Source organism: Microcoleus sp. Pol11C3 (assembly GCF_036701485.1).
Taxonomy (GTDB): Bacteria; Cyanobacteriota; Cyanobacteriia; order Cyanobacteriales; family Microcoleaceae; genus Microcoleus.
The window spans coordinates 32,559-52,276 of the sequence record NZ_JAUBQW010000001.1 but is presented as its reverse complement, the minus strand read 5'-3'; the positions used below and the strand labels follow the sequence as shown (position 1 = coordinate 52,276).

Sequence of the window (19,718 nt, the reverse complement as noted above, 5' to 3'; positions counted from 1 at the left end):
AAAGATGACCACACTGCCCATATGTTCGTTAATTATAGTCAACTATAACGGTCTGCGCCACACGAAAGATTGCTTAAAATCTCTACAAAAACTTGCGTATCCCGAATCGCAACTCGACTTAATTGTAATTGATAATTGTTCTCAAGACGATTCCGTTACTTTCCTGCGCGAAGTATTTCCAAAAGTTCGGATTTTTGTCAACTCCGCCAACAACTTTGCTAAAGCCCTCAACCTCGGCATCAGCGAAGCAAAAGGGCAATATATCGGCTTTCTAAATAACGATGCTACCCTTGACACTCGCTGGTTAGATATTCTTGTAAAACGGCTACAAACTAATAAAGAAGTAGGTGCGACTAGCGGCAAATTGTTGTTTAAAGACGGGCGAATTAACAGCGCAGGTATTCAGCAATTACCTAATTTTTATTGGCAAGATGTCGGCTTTGGCGAGAAAGATGCGGGACAGTACGATACAGAAAGGGAAGTCGAAGGGCTTTGTTGGGCGGCGGTGCTTTTCCGCAGGGAATGTCTCGAAGATGTAGGGCCGATAGATGAAGATTTTGTGATGTATTTTGAGGATGTGGAGTTTGCAAAACGGTGCCACAAACGCGGTTGGAAAATGCTTTATACTCCCGCAGCTATCGCCCATCACGAGTATCGGGGTTCGAGTAAAGGCAGCAAACTTACCGAGTATTTCTGCAACCGCAATCGGTTTTTGTATTTGGCAAAACATGAACCTTTGCAATTAGTCAAAGGAATTCATACTTCTGATTTTTTTACTAACAAGCAGTACGATTTGCTGTTCGAGAGTTTATTTGTAGCGATTAAAAAACTTCTAGATTATCAGAAACCAGAAATCATTGAAACTGTATTGCCACAGTTGTCGGAAAAGTTGGGGGTGATTTACAGTCGGATGCAGATCGATCGCATTTTATCTCGATTGCAGGTGGTTCGGGGCGATCGCAAAATGTCGATCGCCATTTACGATCACGGACTGCATTTTATTGGTGGCGGTCAAAAATACGTCGCTACCCTCGCCTCGCTGCTGCAAAATGAATTTGACATTACTTTTATCGCCAACAAACCAGTTGCTGTTTCCGACTTAGAATCGTGGTACGGACTCAACCTTTCAGGATGCAAAATTAAAATTATTCCCTTGGCGTTTTACGAGAAACGCGGAATGCAGTGCATTGATTCTAGCATTATCGTGGAGGATATGGACAATCCCTTTGATGAAATTGCCAGAGAAAGCAAAAACTACGATATTTTCATCAACGCAAACCAACTGGAAAAAGTCAAGCCACTGTCGCCAATCTCAATATTTTTCTGCCACTTTCCCAATACCTTCCGGAACCGTCACTTTGCTGTCGATGACTACACTTTCATTATTGCCAACAGTCAATTTACTGTTAAGTGGTTGGAGAAACGCTGGAACCTACAGCCAACTTTTCTGCTTTATCCGCCGGTAGAAATTGCAACAGTTAAAGTGCCGAAAGAAAAAATAATTTTGGCGGTGGGACAGTTTGAAGCTGGGGGAACAAAAAAGCAAATTGAACTAATTAAAGCTTTCCGCTGTTTGCTAGCCGATTATCCAGAAGATTTTCAAGGATGGCGACTAATTTTAGTCGGCAGCAGCATTCCGAAAAATCCTTATTTAAAGACTGTTCAGAATTTATTGAAGCAAGATTCAAGGGCGATCGAGCTAAAAGTCAATGCTGACTTTGATGAGGTAAAATCACTTTATGCTAGAGCGAGCATATTTTGGCACGGGTGCGGTTTGGGTGAAGTCAATCCTCAAAGATTTGAGCATTTCGGGATGGCCACTGTAGAAGCAATGCAAAATAGTTGTGCTCCGATTGTTTTCAACGGTGGCGGCCAACCGGAAATTGTCGAACATGGGCGATCGGGCTTTTTGTTCAATACCGTTGAGGAACTGTGCCAGCATTCACATCAACTAATTGTTAATCCCGATTTGCTAGCAAAACTTCAAGCTGGTGCACAGCAACGTAGTCAGAACTTTAGACTTGCACGTTTCGATAAAAAAGTCAATAGTTTTTTTGAGATTATTCACCAAGAGTATGCTACAATTCGGCTGCCGAATCCTGCCGATATAGCTCAAATGCTCGATCGAATTTAAAGGCTAATTCAAGCGTGTCTAACCCACTTTTAATTAATTTATCCTTCTTAAGTCCTGAACCAACGGGAATCGGAACTTATGCAACTAATCTTTTCCCGCAACTGCAACAGCTAGAACCCACATTACTTGTTTCCCAGCAAGTTGACAATTATAGTTGCTATCAAATCCCCGAAACTCTGACACCGAATCGCGGCCCGAAAGGCCAAATTAACAGGCTACTGTGGACTCAATTCAACTTGCCAAAGATTTACAAAGAATTGGGATCAAGCCTGATATTTTCCCCAATTCCCGAAGCACCTTTGTATTCCGGCTGCCGCTACATCGTCACAGTTCACGATTTAATTCCTTTGCGATTTCCCCAGCGTTTCTCTAGATTAACAGCTTATTTCCGCTACTACATACCGCAGGTTTTGCGGCAAGCCGAACACATTATTTGTGATTCTCAAGCAACGGCGATCGATGTTGCTAACTTTTTCCAGATTCCGGGTCATAAAATGACCGCAATTTCCCTAGCTTGCGATAATATTAATTTTAGATATCTGGACTTGCCAGCCAAAAATTATTTTCTTTATACCGGCAGACACGATCCTTACAAAAACTTGGAAAGATTAATTGCTGCATTTGCGAATTTGCCCGATCGCGCAAATTACGAATTGTGGCTAGCAGGACCTCCCAATGCCTACACACCGCAGTTGACAGCACAAGTTGAAGAATTAGGTTTACAATCTTTGGTAAAGTTTCTCGGTTACGTTCCCTATTCTCAATTGCCCGTACTGATGAATCAGGCGATCGCCCTAGTTTTCCCTACACTTTGGGAAGGATTCGGCTTACCAATTTTAGAAGCAATGGCTTGCGGCACACCCGTCATCACATCCAACCTGTCATCGATGCCAGAAGTAGCCGGAGATGCCGGATTATTAGTCAATCCTTACAGCGTCCCAGAAATAGCCGAAGCCATGCAAACAGTAGCCACAGATTCAAAAGTGCGATCGAACTTAAAAACTGCTAGTTTAGCCCGATCATCTCAATTTAGCTGGCACAAAACCGGAAAAGCAACCGCCAACATCTTACAACAATATCTTTAAATCTCCCCTCTCTTCCTTTCTCCTCTCTGCGTCCTCTGCGCCCTCTGCGGTTAAAAAAAATCCCACCCAAAAACCGCAATCTACATATTATCCCATGCCCAATCCCCAATCCAACCTGCTCATCAACCTCTCCTTCCTAATTTCCAAACCAACCGGCTTAGCCATTTACGCTAAAAACCTATTTCCTCACCTAAAATCCCTCAACCCAACATTACTAACAGCAGAAAAATTTCCCAATAACAACTGCTACCAAATCCCCGCCAATCTAACACCAGAACAAGGAAGCAAAGGACACATCAACCGATTGTTATGGACACAAACCCAACTCCCCAAAATTTACAAACAGCTAAAATCTAACCTGTTATTTTCCCCAATTCCCGAAGCTCCTCTATTTGCAGGTTGCCGCTATATTATTACAGTACATGACTTGATACCGCTGCGATTTCCCCGCCGCTTCGATCCTCTGACACCTTACCACCGCTACTACATTCCCCAAGTGCTGCGGCAGGCTCAACACGTCATTTGCGACTCAGAATCAACAGCCAAAGATATCGCTAATTTTTGCAATATTCCTACTAATTTAATTACGCCAATTTTTCCGGGATATGATACCAGCTTTTTCCGTTTTTTAGACTTACCAACAAGCAATTATTTTCTTTATATCGGCCGCCACAATCCATATAAAAATGTGCAGCGAGTGGTAGCAGCGTTTGCTGCTTTGCAGCAGAGTTCCGAGTACGAATTGTGGATAGCAGGTTCGGAAGACAAACGCTATACGCCACTGCTGAAGGCGCAGGTTCAAGAATTGGGATTGGTCGATCAAGTAAAATTCTTAGATTACCTCCCCGCAGCCGACTTGCCCAAAGTTATCAACCAAGCGATCGCCCTTGTATTCCCCAGTCTTTGGGAAGGATTCGGGCTCCCCGTGCTCGAAGCAATGGCCTGTGGCACTCCTGTCATCACCTCTAACCTGTCTTCAATGCCAGAAGTGGCGGGGGGTGCAGCCTTATTAGTTAATCCCTACAGCGTCGAGGAAATTGCCGATGCTATGCAAGAGCTTGCACTCGATGCCAAAGTTCGATCGCACTTGCGGGAACTCGGTTTAGCCAGAGCAAAACTATTTAGCTGGGAAAAGACGGGCCTGGAAACTGCTGCTATTCTCGATCGATATCTTTAACGAAGGAAGTTCGGCAACGGATTCGGTAACGGATGTAACGGATGTCGATAAGAAGGAAGAGGGAAGTTCGGCAACGGATTCGGTAACGGATGTAACGGATGGAAGAAGGAAGAGAGAAAAAGGAAGAGGGAAAAAGGAAGAGGGAAGAAGTCAGTAGGCCGATTTAATAACCCATGCCCCATGCCCAATTCCCCATGCCCAATTCCCCCTCCCCCTGACAGCCTGAGTGAGGGACTGTAGCCCCTTTTACTTATTGATACCCAACTGATCGCCGCGCTTGTACTGCTGATAAGCAGCAAAAAACAGCCCCGACAGAGTAACAAAGATTAGACCCAGAACAATACCTGAAAGCAGCGGTTCTACCATGAGAGCTCCTTAACGTTAAGATTTAACAACCTATTTTTAATATTACCAGCACTTATACAGATGAATTTTCCCAAAAGCAGCCTTCCGTGGGTCTCAGAGCTTGCTCTCCCCGCTGCGAACGATTAAGCTATGTTATGAGAAATAAATTTTCTTGTAGATACTATTTTTAATTGAACTCCTTTGAATAACCAACTTGCCAGGAATGAAATTAAAAACCCGATCGAGCGACTTGCCATATTTGCGCTAGCGGTGTTGCTTGCCATCATGTTGGCAATTATCACAATTCGTCACTTTCAAGTCGCCGATCCTTACGTCAAAAGTGTACTATCCCTCACGGGCAACCCGTTTCAGGGTTCCGCCATCTTTCAAATGAACTGTGCGGGTTGTCACATATCCGTTTCAGACAGTCAAGTCGGGCCCAACTTGCACGGAGTGTCCGATCGCAAATCCGAATTCGATCTGATCCGCCAAGTCACCAGCGGGCAAACCCCACCCATGCCCCAGTTTCAGCCGAGTCCGCAAGAAATGGCCGACTTGCTGAAATATCTCGAACAAATTTGACCAAAGAAGGGGAACGGAATTCATTCCCCTTCTTTGGCAGAGCCTCTAAACATGGGTTTAGAGGCTCTACTTTCGGGTAGTCCGTCTCTGCTGGGACGACTGGCAAGTGTATGCTCGGTTTCAACTGCCGAGTTTGATCTGCGGACTAAACCAACAAGCTAAAACTCTGAGCCGATAACTGGCTCGGCTGCACGCCCGTCACTATAGCCAAAATCTGGTCGCTGTTGGCGATTCCGATCGCCGTCGAGCCGTTAGTTTCGGTCAATGAAAGTTGATTGAAGTCCAAGCCTCCCACCAACACCAGCGAATCCACCCCTTGGGTGAAGTTGATAATGGTGTCAATTCCTCCGCCCGCTGACAAGACAAAGCCATTGCTGCCACTGCCACCGACGAGGGTATCGCTGCCAATGCCGCCAAAGAGCAAGTCAGCGCCGCTGCCACCAAAGAGCACATCATCGCCGCTACCGCCAATTAAGGTATTGTTACCCTCGCCGCCGCAGAGAGTGTCATTGCCTTGATCGCCAATCAGCACGTCGTCGCCAGCGCCTCCCAAAATTACGTCATCGGCTTTGCCGCCGTACAATACGTCATTGCCTTCGTCACCAGAAAGAGAGTCATTGCCACGATTGCCATAAATCGTATCGTTACCGCGATCACCAAAAATCAGGTCAAACCCTTTGCCACCGAAGAGAGTATCGCTATCGATGCCTCCGTAGATAGTATCGTTGGCCATATTGCCATTGATGTAGTCGGCGCCCCCTCGACCAAAGATCAAATCGTTGCCGCTCAACCCGAAGATAGAGTCATTGCCGACACTACCGACGATCGTATCGTCGCCGTTAGGGCCGTTGATCACATTACCCGCTGAAGAAGTGCCGGACTCATTGGGAGTAGCGATCCTGGGGAAGTTCTCAGGGCAAACCAAATCTGTCCGTACAGGTGTAGGTGTCGGCGTCGGTACAGGTGCAGGTGTCGGCGTCGGTACAGGTGTAGGTGTCGGCGTCGGTACAGGTGCAGGTGTCGGCGTCGGTACAGGTGCAGGTGTCGGCGTCGGTGCAGGTGCAGGTGCAGGCGTCGGTGCAGGCGATGTCGGCGGTGTCGGCGGTGTTGGTGCAGGTGTCGGCGTCGGTGTCGGCGTCGGCGTCGGGAAGTTCCCGAAGTTGATGCCGCTGACAATAGCGCCCGAAGTTAGGGTGATGTCGGCGGGTTCGGGTGTGCTTTGGGTGAACCCAGTTTGGTTGACTTCCCGGACACGGTAGGTTCCCGGCGTTAGGTTCGCGAACAGGTAGTTGCCGCTGTTGTCTGTGGTAGTAGTAACAGGAGCAGGAGCAGTTCCAGCTACGACATTGGTTAACTGAATTTGGAAATTGGGTAAACCCGGCTCTCCAGCCTCCTGAGTGCCATTGTTGTTTGTGTCTCGGAACTTCAGACCTCGGATCGCTCCGGGTTGCGGCAAAAAGTTCCCGAAGTCAATGCCGGTGATGTTATCCGAGGGATTAACCGTAACGGGAGCGGGGTTAGGGGTCGTCTGCGTCCAGCCGTTTTGCTGGACTTCCCTTACCTGGTAAGTACCTGCGGGTATATCTCGGAGAGTGTAGTTGCCCGCGGCATCGGTGATGGTAGTCGGTTCGCCCTGCTGAAAGATGCCATCGGGATTGATACTGTCGAGGAATATTTGCCAGTTACCTAGCCCCAATTCTCCGGCATCCTTAACGCCGTTGTTGTTGAGGTCATTGAATTTTTGACCGCTGATAGTGCTCGACTGGAAGTTGCCGAAGTTGATGTTAGCGATGTCTTGACCGCTGGTGACAGTGATGTCGGCGGGGTTGGGGATAGTTTGCGTCCAAGTAGGCTGCAAGACTTCCCGCACTTTGTAGGTTCCTGCTGACAAATCGGAGAATTTGTAGTTGCCTGCGGGATCGGTTCGGGTGTTCGGTTCCCCGGTGTCGAGAGTACCGTTGTTGTTGGTATCCAGGAAGAATTGCCAGTTGGCAAGCCCTAGTTCCCCGGTATCTTGTACCCCGTTGTTGTTGAGGTCATTGAACTTCAGACCACTAATCGAGTTGGGCTTGAAGTTGCCGAAATTGTTGTTTTGGGAGTCGGTGCCGCTGGTGACGGCGATCGTAAACGCGCCGGAAATGGGCGGCGTGGCAGCGCTGGCAGGGGGCGCGGTTTGCGTCCAGCCGGTTTGTGGCACTTCCCGGACGTTGTAGGTGCCGGCTGGCAAGTTGGTGAACTGGTACTTACCGGCGACATCGGTGACGGTGGCGTTGGTGCCAGTTTCGGCGGCTACTGGGTCTTGCACGCCGTTGTTGTTGGTATCCAGGTAGATTGTCCAGCCTCCTAGGGGTGGTTCTGCTGGCAAATCTTGAGTGCCATTTTTGTTGAGATCGTTAAATTTAATCCCGCTGATTTTGCCCAACTGGAAGTTGCCGAAGTTTTGAGCCGTAATGTTTGTGCCGCTGACCGGGTTAATTGGATAAAAAGTCGGGCCGGCGGTCTGTGAGAAACCAGTCGGTACGTCTTCTCTCACAAAGTACCGACCGGAGCCGACGTTGGGAAAGCTATAAGTACCAGCAGCCGCTGGCGCTGTACCGGTAGCTTGAGAGGCGATTTCCGCGTCACCCGTATCTAAAGTGCTGTTATTGTTAGTATCTTTGAACAAGCGAACGGTAGTGCCGTTGAGGGGGGTGTCGTCAGCAGAGAAGCCGTTGCCTGTGAGGTCGGTGAAGCTGGTGCCACTAACGGTGATGTTTTGGAAAACGCCGAAGTTTTGACCGGTGACGGGAGTACCGCTTTGGGCGGTAACGGGAATGGCGGCAGCGGGGAAAGAGATAGTGGAGTTGGCTGGGGCAGTGGCTTGTATCAGGTAATTGCCGGGGCCGATATCCGAGAATGTGTAATCTCCGGCTCCCGCAGTGGTTTGGGCAGTGCCGACAACCGTATCTGTGCCGACTTCTAGGGTGCCGTTGGCGTTGGTATCTTTGTATAAGTTAACGGTGATGCCGTTTAATACGGTGTCATCGGGCGTGAAGCCGTTGCCCGCGAGATCGGTGTAGGTTTTGCCCGCGATCGATGTTTTCTGGAAATTACCGAAGTTGGCACCGGTGACATTAACAATACCCGTATTTGCCGGAGTCGGGCCGACAGTCTGCACCCAAGCAGTCGCAGGCGTTCCAGCGGGTGGCGCTTCTGTAATCGGAGTAGCTGTTTTTACGTCGCGGATGGTGTAAGTGCCGTCGGCTGCGGTAGTAGCGCTCTTCGTGCCTACAGAAATGACCCAGCCCGGAAGACCTGGTTCAGTGGCCGCGGCACCTTGCAGGCTATCCCCGTTAAGGTCGTTGAATTTAAGGCCTGTGACGATCGGGCCGTATTCATAAGCACCGATATCAACAGCACTGCCGATCGTCCGGGGAAAGCCAGCACCCCGCTGGTCAGTTGCCCCGGCAGCCGCAGCCGCGGCGGCGTCGCCGCCATCGATCGCCGGATTAGGTGTCGCAGTGCTGTCCGCCAAAGCATAAGTTACGGGAACCGCTGTAGCCTCGTTCAATCCTGCTGCAGGTGCGATCACATTTCCTATAGGAACTGTCAGTTGCTGGGCGACAGGTAAATTGCTGCCAGCAACGTTGCCGATCAAATTGTTGATACTGGTGGCAGCGAAGGTTCCGAACACGTCAGGATTTGCGCCCCCCAAATTGCCAGCAACTATAGTATTTCTGACATTCACAGTACCGCCGTTAGTAGCAATACCCCCGCCGACAGCAACAGCCGGAGCAGTCGCAGCCGCAGTATTAGCAGTGATGGTGTTGTTAGTGAGAGTTGCAGTAGCGCCGGTGTTGACAAAAATCGCGGCTCCCGCCCCCTGGCCAGGTGTAGCGTCCGCAGCGCCAGCAGCACCTCCCGTTGCTGTATTGCTGAACAAAGTGCTGTTGTTCAGGGTCAAACTGCCAGTATTAACAAAAATTGCGCCTCCCAAACCAGCACCGCCACCTCCGCCAGTTGGGCTGCCTGCGCCGCCCGGGGTGAAAGCTCCGACGGTCGTGCTGAGTCCGCCTACTGTACCGCGGCCGCCGCCTCCTCCGAAGCCGCCAGCCCCGCCGTTGCCACCCACACCACCGCCGCCACCGCCGCCTCCGAAGCCGCCAGCCCCGCCAATGCCGCCAATGCCGGCTGCACCTGCTGTGCCAGTGCCGGCGACGCCGCCAGCGCCGCCGTTGCCGCCGCCGCCACCCCCTCCTCCGAGGCCGCCAGCGCCGCCAGCGCCGCCAGCGCCGCCCGTACCGCCGTTCGTGCCACCCGTACCAGGGCCGCCCGTACCGCCAGCGCCGCCGACGCCGCCGTTAAGACCTGTGCCTGGTAATCCGCCGCTGCCCGCGCCGCCGTTGCCGCCGTTGCCGCCCGGGCCACCAGCAGCGCCGATGCTTGTCAACCCGGGAAGACCGGTTTGACCGGGGCCACCTGCTGAAACGAAGGGAAACAGGCCTGCAAAATCGGTGTTGCCGCCAGGGCCTGCTGCCGCGGGAGCGACGGGGGCCGCGCTGCCGGCGCCGCCGGTAGCACTGTTGCCAGTAAAGGTCACGCTGTCAACTGTGACAGTGCCGCTGTTGATAAATAGTGCCCCGCCCATGCCCGCTGCACCGCCGCCGCCACCTGTGCCAGCAGCGCCTGTAGATATGCCGCCGGTAATTGTCAGGTTGGAAAATGTAACTGCGGTAGTGGCGCTGTCGATGAAGAAGCCCCGGTTATTGCCGAGATTGAGGGCGAAACCGCCACCGGTAAAGGTGATAGGGGTAGAAATCCTGGGCAGAACCTGTCCGGGCGCGAAGGTGATGTTGCCTGTGATGGCAATCGTGTCTGCATTGGGCAAAGCGTTAGCCAGAGTTATCGCATCGCGCAGTTCGCCAAATGTGGCGACTAAAACTGCGCTGTAAGCTTCCCTCGCCTCAGCCGAAAATGCCAAAGGTGTTTCTATGTTGCCCGTAGTTACTTCGAGTTCCCAGTCTCCACCCAACGCTGCATTCCCGGTCAAGTTATCGGAAGCGGCAATATTTGCCCCGGTGAGCTGGCTCAGCCTTTCCACGAAAGCCACACCTGCTTCTGTGGCTGCGACGTTGCAACCGTAAAGCAGAATTTCGGGTTTAGCTGTAACTGGAGAGTTCGAGTTTGCTTCGACTGCTGGCAAAGCAAACCATGTTTCTAAATAATTGCGGTAGCTTTCAATGTTGCTGAGATTGAGCTCTGTCGCTCCCAGTTGCAAGCTGGCTGCTTCGCCGTGAGACAAAATGTGGACGGCTGCAATGTTTTTCCGCTGTTTAAGTGTTTCGGCGATTTGCTCGATGCCGTCGCGATCGGCTTTCAGAATAACAATTTCTGTATCGGGATTTGCGGTTTCTGTTAAACTTTCGCAATCTTTAACTTGTGAATCTGCAAAAACTATCTGGTGTTTCTGTCTTTTATAGAGTTCCATGATTAAATTCTCCTGGTACACACACACATCAAATTCATAGCACAAACCAACCGCAGCAGCGATCGAGCTTTTTCCGCTGCGGATGAGAGTCGTTGGCGAAGCCCTCTTCGAGGATCGCCCCTAACTTTCACCTAACTTAACTTTCACCTAAATTGAATATTGACAAAAACTTCTTTTTATGATCCCCTGCCCTAACTGAGTTAGTTTGATTGTTGAGAAGTTTTAAAGGGGGATATTGTTCCGGCTGTTTCCCAAAATGTTGGACGAAACTTGCGCGCTGTTTTTCTGAGCTACTAGAGATGGATAAGATACCAGATTTTATAAAAATTGTCAATCAAATAATTAACCAATGGCAATCTATATTTGTGAGTCAAGAGTTATCAGTCACGGTTATTAGCTATAAGCTGATATTATTTGGTAGTTGTTGGCTGCTCAATGATATGTATGTGCGCTCCTCTTCGTTGGCGTAGCCCCCGTAAGGGCGGGCTTCGCTAACGAACAACCGCAATCAAATAGGTTTGTAGTGAGGAATGCAAGCCCTTATAAAACTCAGAGGACGTGCATTCCTCACTACAAACGTGATAACTGTTATTTTACAGAAATAGATATGACTGATGAATGCTGACTCATGACTAACATTCCTGAACACTATGAGACTCAATAAAGCGGGAAGAGGAAAGAAAATTCTGCGTTTGGGTCCAGAATCTTAACTCCTCTTCCCGCTTTCTGCGTCCAAGACTGGCTAATTACCAAGTTTCTTCATCGGGCTTATTGGAATTGCTCCAGATTTCCACATCTAAATCATTGAGATAAATTAGAGCACTTTCAATCTGTTGACTTGTACCGTTAAGTTCCAAATCAAACCAACCGTCCTCTAAGGTTTTGACACCCAAGAAAGCAGCATTGAAATTAACCGTCAAACCGTATTCAGAAATCAGGTTAGAGATGACAGGTTCCTGATGGTACTCTTTAGGAACACGAATGCGAATGCGGGTTTGAGTTGGTCTGCTATCGCCACTATCAGATTTGGGAATATCTGATTCTTGGGTTTTGTGAAAATCGTCGCTCGCCTCAAATTCAGCTTGGCTAGTGTTGTGAGCTAACATTTCAGCCTCCTAATATTTATTGATTTCAGGGATGAGGTGTACCGTGGGCACCTACCGTCCTAATGACTAATGACCAATGACTAAGGACTAATGACTATTATTCAACTTCTTTAATGCTAGTTTTTCGTTCCAAAATCTCCTTAAGCACGAGGGTAACAACTCCTAAAAAACCTAGAATTACCGCCGCTGAAAATGCGGCTTGCGTCGCGTACTGCTTGTAAGCATCCTCTACAAACAAAGGCAAAGTTTGGGTTTTTTTAGCAATATTTCCCGACACTACAGAGACGGCTCCAAATTCTCCCATTGCTCTAGCATTGGTCAAAATAACTCCGTAAAGCAATCCCCAGCGAATACTGGGAAGCGTGACGTTCCAGAAAATTTGCCAGTCATTTGCTCCCAAAGTTTTCGCCGCTTCTTCTTGATCTGTCCCCACTTCTTCCAAAACAGGAATTACTTCGCGGGCCACAAAAGGTAAGGTAACAAAAGCAGTAGCCAGCACCATTCCAGGGAAGGCAAAAATAACCTTGATATTGGCCGCCTCCAGCCACGGCCCGAACCATCCCACCCTACCGTAAAGCAGTACAATCATTAAACCTGCAACTACGGGTGATATGGCAAACGGCACGTCTAAAATGCTGATTAATAGCGTGCGCCCCCGAAATTTATTGCGGCCAATTACCCAGGCTGCACACAAACCGAAGACTGTATTTACAGGCACAACTATCAGAGAAATTATCAGGGTAAGTTGGGCTGCGTGCAGAAAATCGGGCGAGGTTAAGTTAGAAAAAAATGGCTCAAATCCTTTTCTGAAAGCTTGGTAAAAAACGTTGAGCATGGGAATAAATAAGACGAGAGCAAGATAGCCACTCGCAATTCCGATTAAAGTAGGTTTTACCCAGGATTTCTCCTGACTCCGACTAGAACCTGCGGGCGGAAATTTGTAATCAGCGGGTGAATTGATATTAGCCGTCATAGCGTCTTCTCCATGCTTGTAATAGATTAATTGCGAACAGCATTGCCAGGGAAATACCTAACAGGATAGTGCCGATAACAGTTGCTCCGGCATAGTCGTACTGTTCCAATCTTTGAAAAATTAATACGGGTGCGATTAAATCTTTGAATGGTATGTTAGAAGCTACAATTACAGTAGAGCCATACTCGCCAACTGCTCGCGAAAATCCGAGGGCAATTCCGGTTAAAATAGACGGAAACAGCGGTGGTAAAACTACTCGCCAGAAGGTTTGAAATTGAGAAGCACCCAAGCACCAAGCTGCTTCTTCGATGTCTTTTTCCATTTCGTTTAAAACTGGCTGTACAGTCCGCACGATAAAGGGCAAGGAAATAAAGATCATTGCTATTCCTACGCCCAAGCGAGTAAATGAGATTTTGATTCCCAAGGGTGCAAACAGCCCGCCGATCCAGCCGTTATCGCTGTAAACTGTGGCGAGAGTTAAACCCGCGACGGAGGTGGGCAGTGCAAAAGGTAAATCGACTGCTGCATCGACAACCCGTTTTAAGGGAAAGTCATAGCGGACTAATACCCAGGCAATCAAGGTGCCGAATACTCCGTTAATTAATGCCGCAATTAATGCCGTAAAGAAGGTGACATCGTAGGCGGAAAGGGCGATAGGACTGGTGGCAATTTTCCAAAATTCGGCGGGGTTTGCTGTGCTGGCTTTCAGCAGCATTGCTGCAACTGGGAGCAATAGCATTAAGCTGAGGTAGCCTAGGGTGATTCCCCAAGGTAATGTGATTTTGCCGATCGCCTTTTTGATATTTTCGATCGGAGACTCAGGGTTGCTGGTTGGAGATGATACAGCCATAAGTGAATAGTTTTGAGTTGTCAAGAATAGTGAATCTTTTAGAGCCCCGACAACTTCGGGGAAGTCGGGGCTCTGGGCATTCTGTTTTTTTACTGTTTAATTGAACCTTGGATTTTGTCAAAAACAGCTCCGTCATCGAAGAATTTCTGCTGAATCTCTTTCCAACCTCCTAAGTCTTGAGCAGTAAATAGGGTTTTGATGGGGGCATATTTTTTGACAAATTCTGGTTCCGCCGCTACTGTCGCATCTACTGGGCGGAAGCCGAGTTTGGCAAATTCTCGCTGAGCTTCTGGGGTGTAGAGAAACTTGACAAATGCTTCGGCGACTTCGCGAGTACCGTGTTTATCAACGTTTTTATCGACAATGGCAATCGGATTGTCGATCGAAACATTGACTTCGGGAATAGTATAAGTCGGTTTTTCGCCTTTCTCACCTGCCAGAAGAATCTCGTTTTCGTAGTTAATTAAGGCGTCGCCTTGCCCTTGTTTGAAAAATACATCGGTGGCTTCGCGGGCATCTTTAGTCAGAATCGGGACGTTTTTGTAGACTTTGCTAGTAAAGTCTAATGCTTTGGCTTCGTCTCCTCCGGTTTTAACAACCGAGCCCCAAAGTGCGAGGAAATTCCAACGGGCAACGCCTGATGTTTTAGGATCGGCAGTAATCACTTTTACTCCGTCTTGGCTTAAATCTTCCCAGGTTTTGATGTTTTTGGGATTGCCTTCGCGGGTGACTATGGCTGCTACGGATTTGCTGACTATGCCTTCGTTGGGGACTTCTTTTTCCCACCCGGGCTCAATGAGTCCGGCTTTTTCGATTTTTGCAGTGTCGAGGGCGAGGGCTAGGTGTACAATGTCTGCTTCTAAACCGTCAATTACTGCCCGAGTTTGGGAACCGGAACCGCCGTAGCTTTGGTTGAATGTGACGGTTTGGCCTTTTTCTTTTTGCCATTGTTCTATGAATTTGGGAATTATGGCTTCGTGGGCGGCTTTGGTGACGGCGAAGGAAACGAGGGTTAATTCTACGTTACCTTTGTTGGCTGCTGGGGTAGCACCGCTTGGAGTGGCTGCGGGGTTGTTGGTGGTTCCCTGACCGCAGGATGCAACGGCTAGACTTAAACTTATTCCCACTAAAAATAGCGACACAAATCTTTTCAGTGCAGTAAATGATTGATTTGTGCTGGCTGATGGCTGTTGCGGCCAGTGAAGGTGTTGAGTTAAGCGTTGCCACGGGCTCATTATATTTGTTCCTCTAGAAAAAGTACGGTTATTGGGTCGGAATACCGTAATTATGGTTGTGAAGTACGATTATAGACAAGAGCGAGTCAAATGGCAACAAAAAAAACGAATGGGGGGAACTCAGGGTCGATCGAATATCCTGAAGTCTTTTGCCTCGGTGTTTTTGAGTCTGATGCGCGGTAAAATGTAAACTATTATATAGATACTATTATTGAGTTAAGGTGGTAAAATTGCGCGGCTGCACGATACGCCTTACGGATACAATCGGCCGATCGCCCCAATGTAATAGCCCTGCCAAGAGTCCCCGCCCCAGGGAGATATGCCTGACTCGCGCGATCGTCCTTAAGTAAGAAAAAGTTTTAACTGGTATGTCCTTACCCCGCCCCGTCTCAGACACCCTAATTGAACTGTTGAAGCCTGTAGCCTCTGAATTGGGAGAAAGATTGGGAGCAAGCGCTGTCAACGAACGCTATGCAGAAATTGAGCCGTCTGGTTCTTCAGCTTTAAACCAGCAAATCAAAAAAGACCCTCGCTGGATTAAAGCACAAGTGAGATATTTGCAGCGGCAGCAGGCCAGAGAACAAGAATTAATCGCCCTCGCCGACGCAGAAGAATGGGTAAAGGAAGAACGCGCTAATCGAATTAAGGCACAAGAAGTAAGAGATAAGCGGTCAATTAGCCGGATTTGCCGCGACTTAATGCGGGAGTTTCAATCAGAAGCAATTCGAGTTAAACTGACCGAAATTCAAACTATTTGGGACAGGGACAACTGGTTTTCTAATTTGAGCAGGCAAGAAACTGAACAGATTTTACAGCAGCAGCAGCACCGATTGCTGGTGTTAGTTGCTCCCGCAAAAATTAGCGAAGATTGCCCTGATTCGTTTCGCCACAATCTGAATATCGAGCTGCCGGCTAAGTTGAGAGCTTTTTTGAACCAGCACTACCCCCCGCAGGGAGATTTGTGCCCGGTTCAGTTTTACGGAGACTATTTCAAAAAATCGATTTCTGATATAGATGTGGAGCGGTTGCAGACTGTGTTGTCTCCCGTACCGACAGCTATACTGTACAGCGATATCAGCGATTATGAAGTTAATTTTCATGTTGGTTTTTGGGGAGTCATCAATCAGAGCGTTTCTCTAGTGGCGATGCAGCCGTGGAATTGGGAAGAGGTTTATCACCAGTTGGAGGCGGAGGGAAAAGACAAAAAGCTGAGTCTGCGGATTATTAGGCAAATAATTGTGACTATTCACAAGTTATTGGCGGCTTTTTTAGCTGATTTGTATTATTTAAATATCGATTTTACTCACGAACCTCAGTTATTTAAATTAGAAGCCGAATTTGCTCTGGAATGGTTTTCTAAAGATTGGGCCCAACCGTATATTGAAACTCTTAAAGAAATTCAGGAGCAGCAGCGAATAGTCTATAAGGGAGAGATGCGGCGGCTGGCGCTGCGAGAGGCGAAAGCTAAGGCGGAACGCCAGCGTTTGGAGGAAGCTGAACTCAAACGCAGAGAGGAAGTGGACGCTGCATCTAAACGGGCAAATGAATTAGCTCACAAATTAAAACATCAGAAATGGCGGTGTGTATTTACGCTGCCGGGACATTCATCGTTTGTGAATTCTCTGGCGATGAGTCCTGACGGCAAAATTCTGGCTAGCGGTAGTTGGGATAAAACTATTAAGATTTGGAATTTAGAAACAGCGGAATTAATTGGCACTCTGACGGGACATTCCGATCGCGTAAATTCGGTTGCTATTAGCTATGACGGAAAAATGTTGGTTAGTGGCAGTTCGGACGAAACAATTAAGTTTTGGAATTTGCACAACGGTGATTTGCTGTGTACTTTTCCGGGACATTCTATGGAGGTGAATTCGGTGGCGATTAATCCGAAGCGCCTGGTAATTGCTAGCTGCGGCGGGGCTGATAATACGATTAAGCTGTGGAATTTGCGGAGTGGTAAGTTGTTGCGGACTTTGAGGGGTCATTCTGACAATGTGAATGCGGTGGTTTTTAGCCCAGACGGTAAAATATTGGCGAGTGGCAGTTCGGATGCGACGAGCAAGGTTTGGGATGTGGAAAGTGGCAAGTTGCTGCGGACTCTTTCGGGGTTGAATGTTGGGGTGAATTCTGTGGCGATCGCCCCTGATGGTCAGATTCTTGCTAGCGTGAGCAATGATTATACGATTAAGCTGCGGAATTTGCACACGGGCAGTTTGTTGCGGATTTTAAATACTAATCCTGGGAAGGGAAAGGGTGTAACGAATTTAGGAATGAATGAGGCCCTGCATATTTTGCAGAATTATGTGAGTCGGGGCGATTCGGTTGCTATCAGTGGGGACGGTTTGACTTTGGCTAGTGGCTGCGATGATAATACGATTAATATTTGGAATTTGCAGACGGGGGAGTTGTTGAGCGCTCTTAAGGGACATTCGGGTACGGTGTACTCGGTGGCGATCGCACCTTCGGGCAATTTGCTCGCCAGCGGCAGCGCGGATCAGACGATTAAGATTTGGCGGTGCGATTAGTTAATTGGCTGTGGGCAGTCGGCAGCGGGCAGACAATTCCGGTTTTGCCCTTACCGGGAGGGGTTTTGAGCGAATTTGAAAAAAAAATGGCTGGGGGGGTTGCGCTAATGAGTATAAGTTTGCTATATTAATTTTCACTGCTGGTGTAACTCAGTTGGTAGAGTAGCTGATTTGTAATCAGCCTGTCGCAAGTTCGAGTCTTGTCACCAGCTTATTTGATGAAATAAAGGCTAGATAAAACTTCTAGCCTTTATTTTTTTTTGCCCAGTAAGCGATCGTCTCAAGGCGCTTGTCACCCGCCTCAGCAATTTTGATTGTTAACGTAATCTTTTTTCCAAAAATAGAAATATCTAGAACTATATTGAATCTGGCGATCGCAAACTTGAGCGTCTGATTATCAAGTTTGATTAAATGTTAGCCACTAAGGTTATCAAGTTATTCTAAACTAAATTTGTCACCACTTTACCGGAGCAGCGAAATGTCCTCTTGGGTAAAAGATCCAAATGCAGGTGGAGTGAAAATCCCTCCGGCCGTTCAAGAACGGGTGAAGCAGCGTATTCTCGATTATGCTGCTGCTAACTATGCTGGTAAGTACACTCGCCTAGGCATCCGCTTTCGCAGTCAGTTTTGTTACGTTGATGCCTATACAGAACCTGATGTCCCCCTAGATTTTCCGAGCAAAGACCTTGGCGTATCTCGTGAAGAATATTTAGAACGAAGGCGAAATACTCCCATTCACCTATGTCGGCTGCGTTACTTTAGTGATGAAGAAGCTTGGGCTCTGGGTTTTTATACATATAGCAATGAAAAATATGAGCTTTGTGTGTTCAACAATGGCAGTTTCTATGGTACGCCTGAAGAAGCCTTTGACATCTCTTCTATGTACTTGGAATAACTCCAAATGAGCGAATATCAATATTACGAGTTTCAAAGCGTTGATCGACGTTTGAATCAATCCGAACAAGAAGCACTCAGCCAACTCTCTAGTCGCGCGCAAATAAGCTCTAATAGAGCTATCTTTGTTTATAGCTATGCAGACTTACCGGGCCAAGAAAAACAATTATTAGTCAAATATTTCGATGCTAGGTTTTACATAGCTAATTGGGGATATTTGCAACTAATGTTTCGTTTCCCCAAAGGTTTAATTGATATCGAACTGATGCAGAAATATTGTGTTGAAGATATAGTTAAGGTTTCGGAAATTAATGATTTTGTCATTTTAGAAATTTCTATTAATGAGGAAAAAGGTTTTGATGGGTGGATAGAGGGAGAAGGAAATTTATCCTCTTTGATAGGTTTGCGCCAGGAAATTTTGCAGGGAGATTATCGTTTACTTTATTTGGCTTGGCGGAAAGGGATTACCTATCTTGATGAACTCGACGACGAAGAAGAAGATGAGCGAGATGATGATGAAAATAATGAAGAAGGGCTAGAACCACCTGTTCCTCCTAATTTCGGTAAGTTATCTTCATCGTTACAGGCTTTTATCGATATTTTTGAAGTGGATGAGCATCTACTCAAAGCTGCAATCAGTGCGAGTGTTACTAAACCTTCACTTCCCGAAAGTAGCATCAAAGAAGCACTCAAAAAACTTGATCGTTCTGAAGTCGATACTTTTTTACTGCGGTTAGTCAAAGGAGAATCTAATCTCTCTGTTGAATTGGCTAAAAAATTATCAGCAATGATGGAATTAAGGCAAGAGGAAAATCCCGGAAAACGAACAATTCGTCAGCTTTTAGCAAGCGCAGAAAAGGAAGAAAAACAGGACGAAGACAGAAAAAAACAGGAAGCTCAAGCTGCACGAATTAGAGAATTAGAAGCTTTGGCTAAGCGAGAAACGGCTGCTTGGGAAGATATAGATGCTCTCATTCAAAAAGGAATTTCTAAGTCTTACGATGAAGTAGTGCCCTTACTGTTAAAACTCCGAGATTTGGCTGATTATCAAAAGCAGCAAATTAAGTTTTTAACACGGATTCAACAACTGCACGATAAATATAGCAGTCGCTCTGGATTGAAAAGACGTTTGCTTAAGGCGAATTTATAATCTAATATGCTGGGGATAGGACTGTGTTGGGGGTAAAGCGATGTGCAAAGTAGATACGGAGATTGCGTCGCGCAATGACAAAAACCTTAACAATCGGGTATTGCTTATATCATGTCTGCTCGATAGAAGAGAATAAGATTGGTTTGTAGTGCGGACTTCAGTCCGCTCTCAGGCTGCGGACTGAAGTCCACACTA

Annotated in this window: 13 protein-coding genes and 1 tRNA gene; 8 read left to right on the top strand and 6 right to left on the bottom strand. The window is 47.6% G+C overall.

Annotation, left to right across the window (positions count from 1 at the left end; translation table 11 throughout):
- Positions 1-4 precede the first annotated feature (4 nt).
- The 3 genes from QUA40_RS00215 (at position 5) to QUA40_RS00205 (ending at position 4,396) form a co-directional block, all read left to right on the top strand.
- Positions 5-2,134: a glycosyltransferase gene (locus QUA40_RS00215; RefSeq protein WP_333120824.1), complete on the top strand. Its 2,130-nt coding sequence runs from the start codon at positions 5-7 to the stop codon at positions 2,132-2,134.
- A 14-nt stretch (positions 2,135-2,148) separates the two neighbouring features.
- Positions 2,149-3,219, top strand: coding sequence for a glycosyltransferase family 1 protein (locus QUA40_RS00210; protein WP_333120822.1), 1,071 nt, complete (start codon positions 2,149-2,151; stop codon positions 3,217-3,219).
- A gap of 94 nt (positions 3,220-3,313) precedes the next feature.
- Positions 3,314-4,396 (top strand): glycosyltransferase family 1 protein, encoded by a 1,083-nt coding sequence (locus QUA40_RS00205; protein WP_333120821.1) that lies wholly within the window; start codon positions 3,314-3,316, stop codon positions 4,394-4,396.
- A 246-nt stretch (positions 4,397-4,642) separates the two neighbouring features.
- Here the strand turns inward: QUA40_RS00205 and petG are convergent, their stop codons facing one another.
- On the bottom strand, positions 4,643-4,762 hold the full coding sequence (gene petG, locus QUA40_RS00200) for a cytochrome b6-f complex subunit V (protein ID WP_015174208.1): 120 nt from the start codon (positions 4,760-4,762) through the stop codon (positions 4,643-4,645).
- A gap of 180 nt (positions 4,763-4,942) precedes the next feature.
- Between petG and QUA40_RS00195 the strand changes: the two genes are divergently transcribed.
- A complete protein-coding gene (locus QUA40_RS00195; protein WP_333120819.1) occupies positions 4,943-5,323 on the top strand; it encodes a cytochrome c in 381 nt (126 codons plus the stop codon).
- 145 nt (positions 5,324-5,468) lie between these two features.
- Here QUA40_RS00195 and QUA40_RS00190 read toward each other — a convergent pair whose 3' ends face one another.
- The 5 genes from QUA40_RS00190 to QUA40_RS00170 form a co-directional block, all read right to left on the bottom strand.
- Positions 5,469-10,790: a DUF4347 domain-containing protein gene (locus QUA40_RS00190; RefSeq protein WP_333120818.1), complete on the bottom strand. Its 5,322-nt coding sequence runs from the start codon at positions 10,788-10,790 to the stop codon at positions 5,469-5,471.
- A 746-nt stretch (positions 10,791-11,536) separates the two neighbouring features.
- Positions 11,537-11,896, bottom strand: a complete 360-nt coding sequence (locus QUA40_RS00185) for an NIL domain-containing protein (protein ID WP_333120816.1) — start codon at positions 11,894-11,896, stop codon at positions 11,537-11,539.
- Between the two features lie 97 nt (positions 11,897-11,993).
- The gene (gene cysW / locus QUA40_RS00180) at positions 11,994-12,869 is read right to left on the bottom strand and encodes a sulfate ABC transporter permease subunit CysW (RefSeq protein WP_333120815.1); all 876 of its coding nucleotides are present in this window, start codon (positions 12,867-12,869) and stop codon (positions 11,994-11,996) included.
- Complete coding sequence (gene cysT, locus QUA40_RS00175) at positions 12,859-13,719, bottom strand: sulfate ABC transporter permease subunit CysT (RefSeq protein WP_333120813.1); 861 nt, start codon at positions 13,717-13,719, stop codon at positions 12,859-12,861. The genes cysW and cysT overlap by 11 nt, the downstream gene beginning before the upstream one ends.
- An 89-nt stretch (positions 13,720-13,808) precedes the next feature.
- Entirely contained in the window at positions 13,809-14,954 is a 1,146-nt protein-coding gene (locus tag QUA40_RS00170; RefSeq protein ID WP_333120812.1) for a sulfate ABC transporter substrate-binding protein, read from the bottom strand.
- A 368-nt stretch (positions 14,955-15,322) separates the two neighbouring features.
- Here QUA40_RS00170 and QUA40_RS00165 point away from each other — a divergent pair, with 368 nt between their 5' ends.
- From QUA40_RS00165 to QUA40_RS00150, 4 genes are all read left to right on the top strand, one after another.
- On the top strand, positions 15,323-17,479 hold the full coding sequence (locus QUA40_RS00165; protein WP_333120811.1) for a WD40 repeat domain-containing protein: 2,157 nt from the start codon (positions 15,323-15,325) through the stop codon (positions 17,477-17,479).
- Between the two features lie 139 nt (positions 17,480-17,618).
- Positions 17,619-17,691 (top strand) — tRNA-Thr (locus tag QUA40_RS00160).
- A gap of 266 nt (positions 17,692-17,957) precedes the next feature.
- Positions 17,958-18,374 carry a hypothetical protein gene (locus tag QUA40_RS00155; RefSeq protein ID WP_333120809.1) on the top strand — a complete coding sequence of 139 codons (417 nt, stop codon included), beginning with the start codon at positions 17,958-17,960 and terminating at the stop codon, positions 18,372-18,374.
- 51 nt (positions 18,375-18,425) lie between these two features.
- Positions 18,426-19,523 (top strand): hypothetical protein, encoded by a 1,098-nt coding sequence (locus QUA40_RS00150; protein WP_333120808.1) that lies wholly within the window; start codon positions 18,426-18,428, stop codon positions 19,521-19,523.
- The last annotated feature ends 195 nt before the right edge of the window (positions 19,524-19,718 follow it).

Coding starts and splice junctions, on each gene's coding strand:
- QUA40_RS00215 (WP_333120824.1), top strand. CDS start 5: ATGACCACACTGCCCATATGTTCGTTAATTATAGTCAACTATAACGGT.
- QUA40_RS00205 (WP_333120821.1), top strand. CDS start 3,314: ATGCCCAATCCCCAATCCAACCTGCTCATCAACCTCTCCTTCCTAATT.
- petG (WP_015174208.1), bottom strand. CDS start 4,762: ATGGTAGAACCGCTGCTTTCAGGTATTGTTCTGGGTCTAATCTTTGTT.
- QUA40_RS00190 (WP_333120818.1), bottom strand. CDS start 10,790: ATGGAACTCTATAAAAGACAGAAACACCAGATAGTTTTTGCAGATTCA.
- QUA40_RS00185 (WP_333120816.1), bottom strand. CDS start 11,896: ATGTTAGCTCACAACACTAGCCAAGCTGAATTTGAGGCGAGCGACGAT.
- cysW (WP_333120815.1), bottom strand. CDS start 12,869: ATGACGGCTAATATCAATTCACCCGCTGATTACAAATTTCCGCCCGCA.
- cysT (WP_333120813.1), bottom strand. CDS start 13,719: ATGGCTGTATCATCTCCAACCAGCAACCCTGAGTCTCCGATCGAAAAT.
- QUA40_RS00170 (WP_333120812.1), bottom strand. CDS start 14,954: ATGAGCCCGTGGCAACGCTTAACTCAACACCTTCACTGGCCGCAACAG.
- QUA40_RS00165 (WP_333120811.1), top strand. CDS start 15,323: ATGTCCTTACCCCGCCCCGTCTCAGACACCCTAATTGAACTGTTGAAG.
- QUA40_RS00155 (WP_333120809.1), top strand. CDS start 17,958: ATGTCCTCTTGGGTAAAAGATCCAAATGCAGGTGGAGTGAAAATCCCT.